This is a genomic window from Vagococcus lutrae (assembly GCF_023299185.1).
Classification (GTDB): domain Bacteria; phylum Bacillota; class Bacilli; order Lactobacillales; family Vagococcaceae; genus Vagococcus_A; species Vagococcus_A lutrae.
In genome coordinates, this window is sequence record NZ_CP097017.1 from 1,890,709 (window position 1) to 1,905,766 (window position 15,058).

The following is a 15,058-nucleotide window of genomic DNA, read 5'->3' on the forward strand; positions in this document are numbered from 1 at the left end:
GATGGAAATTACGATGACAGGCATTAAAAAAGCATTTGGTGCCAATCGTGTATTAGAAGGTGTTGATTTTGAATTACTGCCAGGCGAGATTCACGCGCTTATGGGAGAAAATGGTGCAGGGAAATCGACGTTAATGAATATTTTAACAGGATTGCACAAGCGAGATGCGGGCACGATTGTGATAGATGGTCAGGAAACCTATTATGATTCAACAAAAGAAGCGGAATTAGCTGGTGTGAGTTTCATTCATCAAGAAATTAATGCGATTGGTGAAATGTCAGTGATTGATAACTTGTTTTTAAATCGTGAAAAGCGGACGAAACTGGGCTTACTGGACTATCGAGCGATGGAGAAGGAAGCACAAGCGGTTTTTGAACAGTTAAATATTAAGATTGATTTGTATCAAGAAATGGGCGAGTTGTCAGTTGGTCAACAACAGATGATAGAAATTGCGAAGTCGTTAATGACGAATGCGCAGGTGATTATCATGGACGAGCCAACTGCTGCCTTAACCAATCGTGAAATACGTGTGCTATTTGATGTCATGCATAAACTAAAGGCACAGGGCGTATCGATTGTTTATATTTCGCATCGTATGGAAGAAATTTTTGAGATGTGTGATCGGATTACGGTCATGCGTGATGGTATCTCTGTTTCGACTCGTCAAATCGCGGAAACGCAAATGGAACAAGTCGTACGCGAGATGGTTGGTCGCGAGATTGGTGACTTTTATCCAGAAAAAACGAGTGAGATTGGCGAAGTTCGTTTTGAGGTAGAAAACTTAGCGTTAGACGGCGTATTTGAAGATATTAGCTTTAACGTGCGAAGTGGCGAGATACTCGGGTTTTCAGGTCTAATGGGTGCTGGTCGAACGGAAATCATGCGCACGATTTTTGGTTTACTGCCTAAGAGTCGTGGGACGATTCGTTTAGAAGGCAAAGAATTGACGATAAAAAGTCCAGAAGAAGCCATTCGCCAAGGTATTGGTTTTCTAACTGAAGACCGAAAAGATGAAGGATTGATTCTAGATTTTTCTATTCGTGACAATGTCTTACTACCTTCTGTTGGTGAATTTTCAAAGGCGGGGTTATTAAATGATAAGCTGATTGATGATTTTGTTGAATTGTTAGTCGAGCGTTTAACAGTTAAGACAGCGAGCGTTGAAGACCCTGCAAGTAGCTTGTCAGGAGGGAATCAGCAAAAAGTCGTTTTAGCCAAATGGCTAGGAATTGGGCCAAAAGTACTAATTTTAGATGAACCGACTCGTGGAGTCGATGTAGGTGCGAAACGTGAGATTTATTTATTAATCAACGAGTTAGCTGAACGTGGCGTGGCGATTATCATGATTTCCAGTGATTTACCAGAAGTTTTAAGTATTAGTGATCGCATTATGGTAGTACGCGAAGGACGCTTGATGGGAGAAGTAGCGAAAGCAGAAGCTACTCAGGAACGTGTCATGCAACTTGCGACAGGAGGAATTATCAATGAATAAAGAAATGACGAAACAAAAATCATCAAAAGATATGGGAAAATGGCTTTCTAAATTGGGACCCCTTGTGGCACTGGTCGTCCTAGTGATTTTAGTGACGATTATGAATCCGAGTTTTTTATCGTCTGTTAACTTATTAAACTTATTGCGTCAGGTATCTGTCAATGCCTTGATTGCATTTGGCATGACCTTTGTTATTTTAACAGGTGGGATTGACCTATCGGTTGGTTCAACGTTAGCTTTATCAGGAGCTTTTGTAGCAGGGCTGATTTCATCGGGCATGTCGCCATTACTTGCGATGATAGCGGGCTTAATGGTTGGGGCTATTTTAGGGATGATTAATGGCTTGCTTATTGCAAAAGGCAATATGGCGCCTTTTATTGCCACTTTAGCGACAATGACAATTTATCGTGGCTTGACACTCGTTTATACAAACGGGAATCCGATTACCGGTATTGGAGATAGTTTCTTATTTCAATTTATCGGACGTGGTTATTTATTTGGTATTCCGTTTCCAATTATTATCATGCTTGTTAGTTTTGCTTTACTCTTTGTTTTGTTACATAAAACAGCTTTCGGGAAGAAAACCTATGCGATTGGTGGCAATATTAAAGCAGCAAAACTAGCTGGTGTTAATACCGACCGTGTTCAAATGTGGATTTATACGTTATCTGGTTTAATGGCTTCTCTTTCAGGGATTATCTTAACTTCTCGTTTAAATTCTGCACAACCAACTGCTGGTCAAGCTTTTGAAATGGATGCGATTGCTGCCGTGGTCTTAGGTGGGACGAGTCTCTCTGGTGGGAAAGGACGTATCTTTGGCACATTAGTCGGGGCACTTATTATCGGGACGATTAATAACGGTCTTAACTTACTAGGTGTCTCAAGTTTCTATCAACAAATTGTAAAAGGTATTGTGATTATTATTGCGGTCTTACTTGACCGTAAGAAAAAATAAAAGGGGGAAATAGCAATGAAAAAATTATTAGCAGGTTTAGCAGTCACAGGTTTGATGTTAGCAGGATGTGGTGCAGCCACATTGGATAACGGTGCAAAAGATAGTGGAGACGTGGAGAAGAAAGAGGCCAGTGAATTAAAAGTTGGCGCAAGTATTTCCACATTGAACAACCCGTTCTTTGTCTCTGTAAAAGAAGGTATTGTTGATCTGGCAGATGAGAATGATACAAAGACGGTCGTAGTCGATGCACAAAATGATTCGGCTAAGCAAAGTAACGATATGGATGACTTAATTCAACAAGGAGTCGATGTGATCTTAGTTAATCCTGTAGATTCTTCTGCCATTCAACCTGCTGTCGAAGCAGCTAATGCAGCGAATATACCTGTGATTACCATTGACCGTAGTAGTGACGGCGGTGAGGTTTTAACTCTTGTTGCATCTGATAACGTAAAAGGTGGCGAAATGGCGGCTCAGTTTATTTTAGATAAAATTGGTGAAAATGGACGTGTTGTCGAGTTAGAAGGAGTACCAGGTGCTTCAGCAACACGTGAACGTGGAAAAGGTTTTGATGAATTTGCAGACGGTAAATTAGAAGTCGTGGAAAAACAATCAGCAGAGTTTGACCGTGCTAAAGGCTTAACCGTTATGGAAAATATTTTACAATCAACGAAAGATATTCAAGCGGTTTTTGCACAAAATGATGAAATGGCGTTAGGTGCCTTAGAAGCGTTAGAAGCAGCTGGGAAAACAGATGTGATTGTTGTCGGTTTTGACGGAAACGAAGATGGTGTGAAAGCTGTAAAAGACGGCCGTTTAAATGCAACGATTGCGCAACAGCCTGAAGAAATGGGACGTATTGCGCTGCAAGCCGCTTATGATCACTTCTCTGGTAAAAAACTAGATAAAAAAATTGATTCACCATTAGAACTAATGGAAGCAAAATAAGATTATAAGTAATAAAGCTATACAAAGAAATCAGAACGTGTTATAGTAATTAATGTAGTGATTTTGATACACATTAGGATACATATTTTAAGAAATATTATTTCCTTTTATACGTCATATTATTGCAATAACAAGCGTACATAAGTACGTATTAGGAGGAAATATTTATGAATAACGGTACAGTTAAATGGTTTAACGCAGACAAAGGTTTTGGATTTATTACACAAGAGGACGGTACAGATGTGTTTGCACATTTCTCAGCTATCCAATCTGAAGGATTCAAAACATTAGAAGAAGGTCAAGCAGTAACTTTTGATGTTGAAGAAGGCCAACGTGGACTTCAAGCAACAAACATCGTTAAAGCTTAATAATTAAAGTTGGAGCTATGGGATTTCCCATAGCTCTTTTTTTATTGTGACAAGATTGTAAGATTAAAATTCAAAAAAAGAGTGGGAGATGCTATGCCGATGTATTATAATAGTGACAACTATTAAATAAACTTGTCATACTTGTAAAGGTATTGCAAAAAAAGGAGTAGAAACATGACGAAAAAGAAAGGTTTTATTATTGGAGGCGTGATTTTAGCCGTAGCAGTGATAGCTTATTTATTGTTCGGATTAGGCGGTAAAAAAGACTTGCCAGAAAATATGGAGGCGCCTGAGGATAACGGGATTGAATATTTTGATATTGTTGGCTTGAAACAAGTCTTTATTAACGGAACTGTTACACCTGTTCGTTCGCAAGAATTTGTGAAGGATGATACGTTAGGAAAACTGGGAGATTTACAAGTAGCTAACGGTGATTTAGTAGAAGAAGGCACTGTATTATATCAATATGTTGATCCAAACAGTGAAAAAGAAATTGCTGAAATTAAATCGACGATTCAATCAACAGAGGCAGATCGTTATAAAGCGGTTCGCCAAATGGAATTAGAATTAAAACAATTGGCATCTGGTAGCGTAGCTCCAACAGAAGAAGGAGAAGAGCCAGCCCCTAGCCAAAACACGCCAGAAGCACGTGAAGCGATTGCTTTACGTTATGATATTAATAGTTTTGACGTTCGTTTGACTCAATTACAAGAGCAGTTAAATGATGTCATGGCGCGTCAAGTCAATCAAATTAAAGCACCATTTAAAGGAAAAGTTTCTATACCTCAAGAAAAAACACGAGATAGTGCGATTTTGAATTTAACATCTGAAGATTATTATGTGGTAGGAACGGTTAATGAGAAAGATGTTGAAAAATTAAAGGTTGACCAAAAAGCCAATATTAAGATTATCGCGAATAATGAAAATGTTAATGGTGCGATTACTTATATTTCTGAAACACCCGGACAAGGTTCTGGTGGTGAAGGAGAAATGGGCGGTGGCTCAAGTAACTTATCAAACTATACGGTTAAACTTTCCATTGAATCAAAAGAGAACTTGAAAAATGGCTTCCATGTGCAAGCAGCGGTCAATTTAGGTGATAAAGCGATTAAGATTCCAAGCAAAGCGGTGAAACATGAAGGCGACCAAGCCTATGTATTAGTCGATGACTTTGGAACTGTGTTACGAAAAAATATTACCATCAAAGAAGCAGCAGAGACTGAAAAAACAGACTCTAAAGAAGGTGATGAAAAAGCCAAAGCTGATAAAAAAGAGGAAGCAAGTAAAGAGAAAGAAGTTGAAGTCACTGAAGGTCTAGAGGCAATGGACCGTGTGATTGTTAGTTCTAAAACACCTCTGAAAGATGGAGACATTATTGGTGGCGAAGCACCAGTCGTAGAAGAGGAGGAATAAAAATGACAGATATTTCCTCACATGCTATTCCTTTAATCGAAATGAAAGGAATTAATAAATATTATCCTGTGGGTAAAGAGCAACTTCATGTATTAAAAAATCTAGATTTGACTATCTATCGTGGCGAATTTGTCATGATTATGGGGAAATCTGGTAGTGGGAAAACCACGCTAATGAATATTATTGGCTTTCTAGATCAAATCTCTGACGGTCATTACTTTTTCAATGGAGAAGATGTTTCAAAATTAACAGAGAATCAAAAATCAGATTTACGTAATAAATATCTAGGGTTTATTTTTCAACAGTTTTTCTTAATTCAGTCGTTGAATGTCAGTCAAAATGTTGGACTCCCTATGGTATATGAAGGTAAAAAGTCAGATAACGAACGCAGACGAATTGCGAAACACTATTTAGATATGGTGGGCTTGTCTGAAAAAGAAAAGTCAAAAGTAACAGAGTTGTCTGGTGGACAACAGCAACGGGTAGCGATTGCGCGTTCACTTGTGAATGACCCGCTATTAATTATGGCAGATGAACCGACAGGGGCTTTAGATAGTGAAACAAGTCGTGATATTATGGGGATTTTGACCAAGCTTAATCAAGAAGGCAAAACAATCGTCATGGTAACCCATGATGATGATATGAAGAAATATGCAACACGTGTTATTCGCATGAAAGACGGGTTGTTTATGGATGAGGAGGTTGAGACGGATGTTTAAAAATCTCATCCTGAGTACGTTTTTAAGTTTACGCGCACATAAGCTACGCGTGTTTCTTACCATGGTTGGTATTATCATTGGGATTGCTGCCGTAGTAACTGTCTCAGCAATCGGTGAAGGAATGAAACAAAGCAGTCTAAAAATGATGGAGTCGACTAATTCCAATGTAATCAAACTGATTTTTAGAGAAGAAGTTGGAGAAGATGATGATGAAGTCGCTCAAAACTATGAGCCATTTAACTTTACTCGTAATGATTTAAAACAATTGCAACAACTTGAAAATGTTAAAGGTATTGCCGGTTCATACGGATATGGAATGAGTTCCATTGAAACGATTAGTGCTAATATACAATATTTTACAAGTAGTGGTGGTACGGAAATTGTCGCAAATCAAGGAGACAATAAAGTCGCTTATGGTCGAGATATTACACCGGCAGATGTGAATGAAAATGTGATTGTCTTAGCGCATGATACGTTGCAATATAGTTTAGGAACGAAGAACCCTGCGAATATTGTGGGACGTGCGATAGATGTTGATGGCGAAAAATTTTTGGTTATCGGCGTTAAGAAGGAAATTGATTTTGAAGGTGGTTTTTCTACGACATTTGACGAGAATGATTTTTATTCGGTCGTGCCAAAGAAAGCTTATAATCAACTAACAAAAAGTAAACCGATGAATGCGATTAAAATCACCATTCAAGATGGTGCAGACCGTGAAGGTATTATCATGCAAGCTAATGATTTATTAAAAGAAGCACATCCAGATTTAATCGGTGAGTTTGAAGAAGATAAATCAAACGAGCAAATGCGTCAAGAAGTCGAGAAAATGATTCAACAAGTCGTAATCGGCCTTGTGATGATTACAGCTATTTCCTTATTAGTTGGTGGTATTGGGGTCATGAACATCATGTACGTTTCTGTTACTGAACGTAAACGTGAAATCGGGATTAGACGTGCGATAGGTGCGCGCCCAGCTAACATATTACTCCAATTTTTAATGGAGGCAGCTTTTATTACCTTAATCGGTGGATTGATTGGTATCTTACTTGGCTGGTTGATAGCTCAGGGACTGTCATCTGTGTTTGAGATTGAAGCAATTGTCAGTCTTAAGATGACATTAATCTCTGCTTCTGTTTCGACGGCTATTGGTTTAGTATTTGGAATTATTCCAGCCTTTAATGCAGCGAAAATCGATCCGATTAAAGCCATTTATCAATAAAAGTAAAAATATACGTTGATTGTGCGTAACAAATGAGAGAAAGAAAGCGATGGTTTTAGCTTTCTTTCTTTTTTTTATTCGATAGGAAAGAAAACAAATTAATGGTATAATATGAACATAAATGAATTTTTACAAGAGGAGTCGAATTATGAAAACAGTTGAAACGTTATTTGAAACTTGGAATGGTTGTCAGACTTTACCAGAGAACTTACAAGCAGATATGAGAGCCCTTGCAGAAGATGCCGATAAAAAATACGATGCATTTTACCAACCGCTTGAATTTGGAACGGCTGGGATGCGTGGTATTCTGGGCGCGGGAATTAATCGTATGAATATCTATACGGTACGTCAAGCGACAGAAGGACTGAGTCAACTTATCTTAGAAAAAGGTGAAGCAGCTAGAGAACGTGGCGTCGTGATTGCTTATGATTCACGTCATCAGTCGCCTGAGTTTGCTTTGGAGACAGCGCGTGTTTTAGCTCATCATGGAATTAAAGCATATGTTTTTGAAAGCTTACGTCCGACACCGACGTTATCCTTTGCTGTACGCGAGTTAAACTGTATTGCGGGTGTTATGATTACAGCTAGTCATAATCCAGCCGCTTATAATGGCTATAAAATATATGGTGAAGATGGCGGACAAATGCCCCCACAAGATGCCGATGCGGTGACACGTTTCGTGCGTGCGGTTGAAAACCCATTGGAATTAGAAGTAGCGGATGAACAGCATGAATTGATTGAAACAATCGGTGAAAAATTAGATGCTCGCTATTTAGAAGAGATGTCACGCGTGACTATTAATCACGAATTAGTAGCATCAGTGGGGAAAGATTTAAAACTGGTCTATACACCTCTACACGGTACGGGTAAAATGCTAGGAGAGCGTGCTTTGAAACAAGCAGGTTTTGATAGTTTTGTGATTGTACCAGAACAAGCAGAAGGAGATCCGGATTTTTCAACCGTGAAATCGCCCAACCCAGAAGAGTATTCCGCATTTGAGTATGCGATTCGTCTAGGGAAAGAAGAAGAAGCAGACCTACTATTAGCAACAGACCCTGATGCTGACCGTTTAGGTGCGGCGGTAAGAATGCCTGATGGGGAATATACTATCTTAACAGGTAATCAAATTGCGGCTATCATGCTTCATTATATTTTGACAGCTCATCGCGATGCACAAACACTTCCTCAAAATGGTGTGGCGTTAAAATCTATTGTATCAAGTGAGATGGCTACTGCGATTGCAAAAGATTTTGATATTGAAATGGTTGATGTTTTAACTGGGTTTAAGTTTATTGCGGAAAAAATTAAAGAATATGAAGCAACCGATGAGAAAACTTTCTTATTTGGATTTGAAGAAAGTTATGGCTATTTGATTCAAGATTTTGCTCGAGATAAAGATGCGATTCAAGCACTCGTATTACTAGCAGAGATTGCTGCTTATTATAAAGCGGAAAATAAAACAATGTATGACGCTTTACAAGAGTTATTTGAAACATATGGTTATTTCATCGAAGAAACGATTTCTGTTACGATGGACGGAGCGGAAGGCTCTGAGAAAATCAAAGCATTAATGCGTGACACACGTGCTGAGGGAATCCAATCATTTGGAGGTAAGAAAGTCGTTGTCACACAAGACTTCCAATCACAAAAAGCTACGACGAATGAAGGTCAAGTTAGCGACATCACGTTACCACAAGCGAATGTGTTAAAATATTTACTCGAAGACGGTAGTTGGGTAGCGATTCGTCCTTCCGGAACGGAGCCAAAGATTAAATTTTACATTGGCGTACAAGGGGAAGAAAGAGATGTAGCTCAAGCAAAATTAGATGACATTAAAGCGGATATTCAACGCTTAGTCGATAAACATTAAAAGTAAAAGTAAAACTGTTAATCACAGCTGAGCTGGTCATTAACAGTTTTTTACTATATGTATAAAGGAAAAGGATGAGGAGAAAACATGAGCGAAAAGATTCGTTTAGAACCAAGTGAGACACTAATCCAGTCGGTAAGTCAGTTATATAAAGCGTTGGGAGATCCTACACGCTTGAAAATATTAACGGCATTGACTGTTTCAGAGTTAAATGTTGGAGCCATTAGTGAAAAGATAGGGTTGGAACAATCCGCTGTTTCGCATCAATTACGTGTTTTAAGAACCAATCATCTTGTGAAGTCACGCAAAGAAGGGAAGACGGTTTACTACTCATTAGATGATGATCACGTTATGGCAATTTTGGCGGATACGTTTGAACACGTCTCTCATGCGGTAGAAGATTGTCAAGAACCGTCATAGCCTGACTTTATTTCACATCTTTTTCATGATATACTAGCGCTTGTTATTGTGAAAATAAGTGAGCACAAGTCAAGATTAAAGGAGTCTATATAAATGAAAGAAACGATACAAGAAGCGGTTGATAAGCGTCGCACGTTTGCGATTATTTCGCATCCGGATGCGGGGAAAACAACGATTACAGAAAAATTATTATTATTTGGTGGCGCGATACGTTCTGCAGGAACAGTAAAAGGGAAAAAGACGGGGAATTTTGCTAAATCCGACTGGATGGAAATTGAAAAGCAACGTGGGATTTCTGTTACCAGCTCGGTTATGCAATTTGACTATGATGGAAAACGTGTGAATATCTTAGACACCCCGGGACATGAGGATTTCTCTGAAGATACCTATCGGACATTAATGGCTGTGGACGCAGCTGTCATGGTAGTAGATACAGCTAAAGGGATTGAAGCTCAAACGAAAAAGCTTTTCCAAGTTTGTCGCATGCGTGGGATTCCTATTTTTACATTTATGAATAAACTGGATCGGGACGGTCGTGACCCACTCGATTTATTAGAAGAGTTAGAAGAAGTTTTAGAGATTGATTCCTATCCGATGAATTGGCCAATTGGCATGGGGAAAGGGTTAGAAGGAATTTATGATATTTATCATAAACGAATTGAATTTTATCACCCTGAAAAATATGATAACGAACGCTTTGCTATGTTAAATGAAGAAGGCGAGTTGCCAAGTGAACATAAACTCGCTCAAGATAGTATTTATCGCCAAGTCTTAGAGGAAGTTGAGTTGCTCGTCGAAGCAGGGAATGAGTTTGATGCCGACTTAGTCGCAGCGGGTGAGTTGACGCCTGTATTCTTTGGTTCTGCGTTAACAAATTTTGGTGTACAAACATTCTTAGAAACATTTTTACAATTTGCCCCAAAACCTTCCGCACATCAGACTCAAGATGAAACGATTGTCGAACCGGACAATGAAGATTTCTCGGGCTTTATTTTTAAAATTCAAGCTAACATGAACCCTGCTCATCGAGACCGAATTGCTTTCGTGCGTGTTTGTTCAGGCGTGTTTGAACGTGGCATGGACGTGACGTTAGAACGAACGGGTAAGAAGATTAAATTAAATAACTCCACACAATTTATGGCGGATAGCCGAGAAACAGTTGAAAATGCGGTGGCGGGGGATATTATTGGTTTGTATGATACGGGTAACTATCAAATAGGCGACACGATTTTCAGTGGTAAGCTGGATGTTGCTTATGAAGAATTGCCACAATTTACGCCAGAGATGTTTATGAAAGTCACGGCGAAAAATGTCATGAAACAAAAATCATTCCATAAAGGGATGCAACAGTTAGTCCAAGAAGGTGCTATTCAGTTATACAAAACGTATGTCACAGAAGACTATATCATCGGTGCAGTTGGACAATTGCAGTTTGAAGTATTCCAACACCGAATGCTTAATGAGTATAATACCGAAGTGATTATGACACCGATGGGAAATAAAACCGCTCGTTGGATTGACCCAGAACAATTGGATGAAAATATGGGCTCTAGCCGTAATATTTTAGTGAAAGACCGTTATGACCAACCGTTATTCTTATTTGAAAATCAGTTTGCTATGCGTTGGTTTGCGGATAAATATCCCGAAGTTGAGTTGAAAACATTGCTTTAAAAGCCAATAAAAAAAGAGTCACCAATCCTAAAATGGATTGGTGACTTTTTTAGTTGTGTCATATTTGTACCTGAATCGCTTAAAACCGTCATGTGTTACTTTTTCTGTTCAATCAGATGACAGTGAGTGGTTTGCCAATGCGTTGCTTTGTCAATCAATGTAGAGAAAGAATGACGTTCTTTATCGGTTAAGTCTCCTAAAATCAACTCAGAAAGCACTTCGTATGAAGGGTGTTCATCCGTATAAATACCAAAATCCATATGTTTATCATAGTGGAAAATAACAGCACCAACGTGATGTGACAGCCCCATATCTTTGGCAATTTGTTGATCGAGTTCATAAAAGTGTTGGATGATAGGAGATTTTCTGTCGAGGCGATACGTTTCCCAATCTGCACCTATTTCGTGTACGATTTTTTTGATTAAATCGGTTGTATAAGGATATTTCTGATGACAAAACTGCTCTTGGACAGCTAACATAAAGCGTCGGCTTAGTCGATTACCTTGCAACTGAATCGTTTTATAATCTAAAGTAAATTGATATAAGTCTTGAAAGAGTTGATTGCGTTCGCCTAAGGATAGTTCATCCTCTTTTTGCTGAATTTGCTGTTCAAAACTTGGCAAACTAAGCATCGGAATAAAATGGCACTTTACTTTTTTTGAAACCTGTTGGACAAGTTGTAGAATTTGTTTTTCTGTTTTAAGACAGTCGGAACAAAGCGGGTGCACAAAGACATAAATTTCTAACATGACCATCGCTCCAATAAATATTAATTAAGTACCCTAAATGTAACAGAAAAATAGGAAAATGAGAAATATATTGTCTTATAACAGTTTGCTAATTGCTCGTTGGATTTTATTTGGAGTAGGGCGCTTAGGAATAGCATGCTTGACGAGCAATGAGTCAAACAAAACACGTCCCTTTTCGAAATCGTCGACTTCTAACTCAAGTTCGTAGTCATGGCCGTGGGTATACCAACTTTCATCCAGGACGAGCAGTGCGCTTTCTGTTAAAGCATATTCAACGCGTCTGGTAGTAAGTTGAGCGAAAGGTTGAAGCGTGAGATAGTCGATATCTAAACTTTCTAACTTTTCAATAATATTAGGGGCGCTTGGTAAACGTTTTGCTTGTACCCAGTGTTCCCCCTCCTCTTTTGAGAGAGGAAAAGTAGTTTCTAATAAACCATGATTAGCAGGGGTCTTTAAAGTGACTTCGGCATGGTTAGGCAATAGTCGTAAGCGTAATGCCGCTTTTTTTTCAGCTAAATGGTGCTGAGGCGTGTCATAGTACACATTCGTTTGTTCCCAAGATGGTTGCGTGTCTAACTGGTAAGTATTGTATAGCGCTTGAAATTCCGCTTGGGTCAGTAGGTTTTTAAATTCAATTTCTAAGGTTTCCATAAGGTCGCTCCTCTAAAGGTCTTTTCTTTATTTTCGCTAAGACAAAGCAAAAGGTCAACTGTAAATATCTTAATCGATAATGGCGACGACTAACGGTTCTGTCGTTTTTATGATAAAATAGAAGATGCAGGATTTTTATTTTTTGTATAAATGAGGGAAGTCGTATGACAAATTGGGACGAGCTTTTAGCACCATATGAACAAGCTGTTTCAGAAATGAAAATTAAATTAAAAGGAATTCGAAAACAATTTCGCGAGCAAAATCAACACGCGCCGATTGAGTTTGTCACTGGTCGTGTAAAACCCGTTGACAGCATTAAGACGAAAGCCAAAGTTCGCGGCATTTCGATGGAAAATTTAGAAGAAGAGATGCAAGATATCGCGGGGTTACGTATCATGTGCCAGTTTGTAGATGATATTTATGAAGTCGTTCATATTATTAAGAACCGTAAAGATATGACTGTCGTACAGGAGCGTGATTATATTTCGCATAATAAGGAAAGTGGCTATCGTTCGTATCATTTGATTATTGAATATCCGGTTCAATTAGTCACTGGTGAAAAGAAGTTATACGCAGAAATTCAAATTCGAACACTTGCGATGAATTTTTGGGCGACCATTGAACATTCATTGAACTATAAGTATCAAGGTGAGTTTCCGGCTGAGATTAATGAGCGTTTGAAAAATGCGTCGGAAGCCGCTAACTTGCTAGATGAAGAAATGTCAAAAATTAGAGAAGAAATTCAAGAAGCCCAGCACTTATTTTCACACGGTCGCGGGAAAATGAATGATCGCTACTATCAAGATTTCTTAGCTATGCGTGAGCAATGGAATAAAGATGAGTAGGAAGAGAAAGGGAGAATGAAATGCGGATTGCCATGATAGCAAGTCCTTCACCACAATCACAGGTAGTGCTAACTCGATTAAAAACACTTTTGAATAAACCGCCATTTGAGATGGTCAATGAGCGGCCAGATATCGTCTTAACGATTGGCGGTGACGGAACACTTCTTTCAGGGTTTCATCGTTATGCTCATCAACTTGCTACGATAAAATTTATTGGTATCCATACGGGACATCTAGGCTTTTATACTGACTGGCGTGACTTTGAATTAGAAGAGTTAGTTGATAGTTTGCTTCATGAAGAACAAAAAAGTGTGAGCTATCCCTTACTAGATGTAGAAGTGACTTTGGCTGATGAAACACAGGAGAAAAAGCATTTTTTAGCGTTAAATGAATGTATTATCAAAAAAGTAAATACAACAATGGTTGCTGATATATTTATCAAAGAGGAGCATTTTGAACGGTTTCGTGGTGATGGCGTATCGGTTTCGACTCCGACGGGTTCGACAGCGTACAATAAGAGTGTCGGAGGTGCTGTCTTACATCCACGTATTAATGCGTTACAATTAACGGAGATTGCTTCGCTAAATAATCGCGTGTACCGCACGTTAGGATCGCCATTAGTGATTGCAGGGGATGAATGGATTGAGGTAAGACTGTGCGCTGACAATGATTATTTATTAACCATCGATCAATTGAGTTTTCCACAATCAGCTATCGCCTCCATTCGTTATAAAATTGCGGATGAGCGGATTCATTTTGCTTCATACCGTCATACCCATTTTTGGCGTCGTGTAAAAGATGCCTTTATAGAGGAAGAGGATACGCATAACGGAGGCGACGATGAAATTTAGTTGGCGTTATGAAAAAGAAGAACCACGCTTGCTAAAGACGTTTTTGAATGAGCAAGGGATTTCCAGAAGTTTATTAGCTAAAATCAAGTATCAAGGTGGCTGGATTGGTGTAAATGGGGTAGAAAAAACAGTGCGATATGTGTTATCCTATTTAGATGAAGTCACTGTTATCATACCAGATGAAGGGGAGCATGAAACGCTGCTACCAGACGTAACACCAATTGATATTATTTTTGAAGATGAACATTATTTAATTGTCAATAAACCGGTGGGGGTTGCCTCTATTCCCGCTCAATATCATCCTAATGGGACTATGGCGAACCGGGTAAAACATTATTACCAGTCTCAGAATTACCCTAATCAAGTCATTCATGTCGTGACGCGATTGGATCGTGATACAACGGGGCTAATGTTGTTTGCTAAACACGGTTATGCACATGCGATGATGGATAAAGAGTTGCGCGCTGCTCGGGTAACGAAAAAGTATCTAGCTTTGGTTGGGGATGATAAAGATAAGTTGTTACCAACTGGGAAGATTGACTTTCCTATCAAGCGTGTTGAAACGTCGATTATTGAGCGAACAGTGGGAGAAGACGGCTTGCCGTCATTAACAGAATATTGGTTAAAGAAACGTACAAAAGATAAGGCGTTGGTAGAAGTCCAATTGCATACAGGACGCACACATCAAATTCGCGTTCATTTTGCCGCAATCGGCTGTCCACTCATTGGAGATGAGTTATATGGTGGACGTATGGATTGTGGCTTGGAGCGTCAAGCCTTGCATTGCCATCATTTAAGTTTTTATCATCCTTTCACGAAGGAATGCTTAAATATCTTTCAGGAGATGCCTGATGACATGCAAAATGTCCACTTATAAAATAACACAGGAG

15 protein-coding genes are annotated in these 15,058 nt (G+C 39.0%); 13 read left to right on the forward strand and 2 right to left on the reverse strand.

The features are described from left to right. Nucleotide 1: 1 nt before the first annotated feature. The 10 genes from M2919_RS09085 to M2919_RS09130 all read left to right on the forward strand — a co-directional run bounded on the left by M2919_RS09085 (nt 2) and on the right by M2919_RS09130 (nt 11,072). A complete protein-coding gene (locus M2919_RS09085) occupies nt 2-1,492 on the forward strand; it encodes a sugar ABC transporter ATP-binding protein (RefSeq protein ID WP_248848714.1) in 1,491 nt (496 codons plus the stop codon). Then, nucleotides 1,485-2,447, forward strand: a complete 963-nt coding sequence (locus tag M2919_RS09090) for an ABC transporter permease (RefSeq protein WP_023605925.1) — start codon at nt 1,485-1,487, stop codon at nt 2,445-2,447. The genes M2919_RS09085 and M2919_RS09090 overlap by 8 nt, the downstream gene beginning before the upstream one ends. Nucleotides 2,448-2,462: 15 nt before the next feature. Then, the gene (locus tag M2919_RS09095; protein WP_248848715.1) at nt 2,463-3,392 is read left to right on the forward strand and encodes a D-ribose ABC transporter substrate-binding protein; all 930 of its coding nucleotides are present in this window, start codon (nt 2,463-2,465) and stop codon (nt 3,390-3,392) included. Between the two features lie 167 nt (nt 3,393-3,559). Beyond that, the gene (locus M2919_RS09100) at nt 3,560-3,760 is read left to right on the forward strand and encodes a cold-shock protein (RefSeq protein WP_023605923.1); all 201 of its coding nucleotides are present in this window, start codon (nt 3,560-3,562) and stop codon (nt 3,758-3,760) included. A 174-nt stretch (nt 3,761-3,934) separates the two neighbouring features. Then, nucleotides 3,935-5,173, forward strand: coding sequence for an efflux RND transporter periplasmic adaptor subunit (locus M2919_RS09105; protein WP_023605922.1), 1,239 nt, complete (start codon nt 3,935-3,937; stop codon nt 5,171-5,173). Between the two features lie 2 nt (nt 5,174-5,175). Then, nucleotides 5,176-5,892, forward strand: a complete 717-nt coding sequence (locus M2919_RS09110; protein ID WP_222318902.1) for an ABC transporter ATP-binding protein — start codon at nt 5,176-5,178, stop codon at nt 5,890-5,892. After that, nucleotides 5,885-7,111: an ABC transporter permease gene (locus M2919_RS09115; RefSeq protein ID WP_248848716.1), complete on the forward strand. Its 1,227-nt coding sequence runs from the start codon at nt 5,885-5,887 to the stop codon at nt 7,109-7,111. The genes M2919_RS09110 and M2919_RS09115 overlap by 8 nt, the downstream gene beginning before the upstream one ends. A 148-nt stretch (nt 7,112-7,259) precedes the next feature. Further along, complete coding sequence (locus M2919_RS09120) at nt 7,260-8,981, forward strand: phospho-sugar mutase (protein ID WP_248848717.1); 1,722 nt, start codon at nt 7,260-7,262, stop codon at nt 8,979-8,981. Between the two features lie 87 nt (nt 8,982-9,068). Continuing rightward, entirely contained in the window at nt 9,069-9,401 is a 333-nt protein-coding gene (locus tag M2919_RS09125; protein WP_023605918.1) for an ArsR/SmtB family transcription factor, read from the forward strand. Nucleotides 9,402-9,494: 93 nt separating this feature from the next. After that, a complete protein-coding gene (locus tag M2919_RS09130; protein ID WP_248848718.1) occupies nt 9,495-11,072 on the forward strand; it encodes a peptide chain release factor 3 in 1,578 nt (525 codons plus the stop codon). A 95-nt stretch (nt 11,073-11,167) separates the two neighbouring features. Here the strand turns inward: M2919_RS09130 and M2919_RS09135 are convergent, their stop codons facing one another. Together M2919_RS09135 and M2919_RS09140 are read right to left on the reverse strand one after the other, a co-directional pair. After that, nucleotides 11,168-11,821: a DsbA family protein gene (locus M2919_RS09135; protein ID WP_248848719.1), complete on the reverse strand. Its 654-nt coding sequence runs from the start codon at nt 11,819-11,821 to the stop codon at nt 11,168-11,170. Nucleotides 11,822-11,896: 75 nt separating this feature from the next. Next, a complete protein-coding gene (locus tag M2919_RS09140; RefSeq protein ID WP_023605915.1) occupies nt 11,897-12,472 on the reverse strand; it encodes a CYTH domain-containing protein in 576 nt (191 codons plus the stop codon). A 164-nt stretch (nt 12,473-12,636) separates the two neighbouring features. Here M2919_RS09140 and yjbM point away from each other — a divergent pair, with 164 nt between their 5' ends. Genes yjbM through M2919_RS09155 form a run of 3 tightly spaced genes read left to right on the forward strand, consistent with a single transcriptional unit; the run spans nt 12,637 to nt 15,045 of the window. Beyond that, entirely contained in the window at nt 12,637-13,317 is a 681-nt protein-coding gene (yjbM, locus tag M2919_RS09145; RefSeq protein WP_023605914.1) for a GTP diphosphokinase, read from the forward strand. Nucleotides 13,318-13,337: 20 nt separating this feature from the next. Further along, nucleotides 13,338-14,168 (forward strand): NAD kinase, encoded by an 831-nt coding sequence (locus tag M2919_RS09150; protein WP_023605913.1) that lies wholly within the window; start codon nt 13,338-13,340, stop codon nt 14,166-14,168. After that, nucleotides 14,158-15,045, forward strand: coding sequence for an RluA family pseudouridine synthase (locus M2919_RS09155; protein ID WP_248848720.1), 888 nt, complete (start codon nt 14,158-14,160; stop codon nt 15,043-15,045). The genes M2919_RS09150 and M2919_RS09155 overlap by 11 nt, the downstream gene beginning before the upstream one ends. Nucleotides 15,046-15,058: the final 13 nt, after the last annotated feature.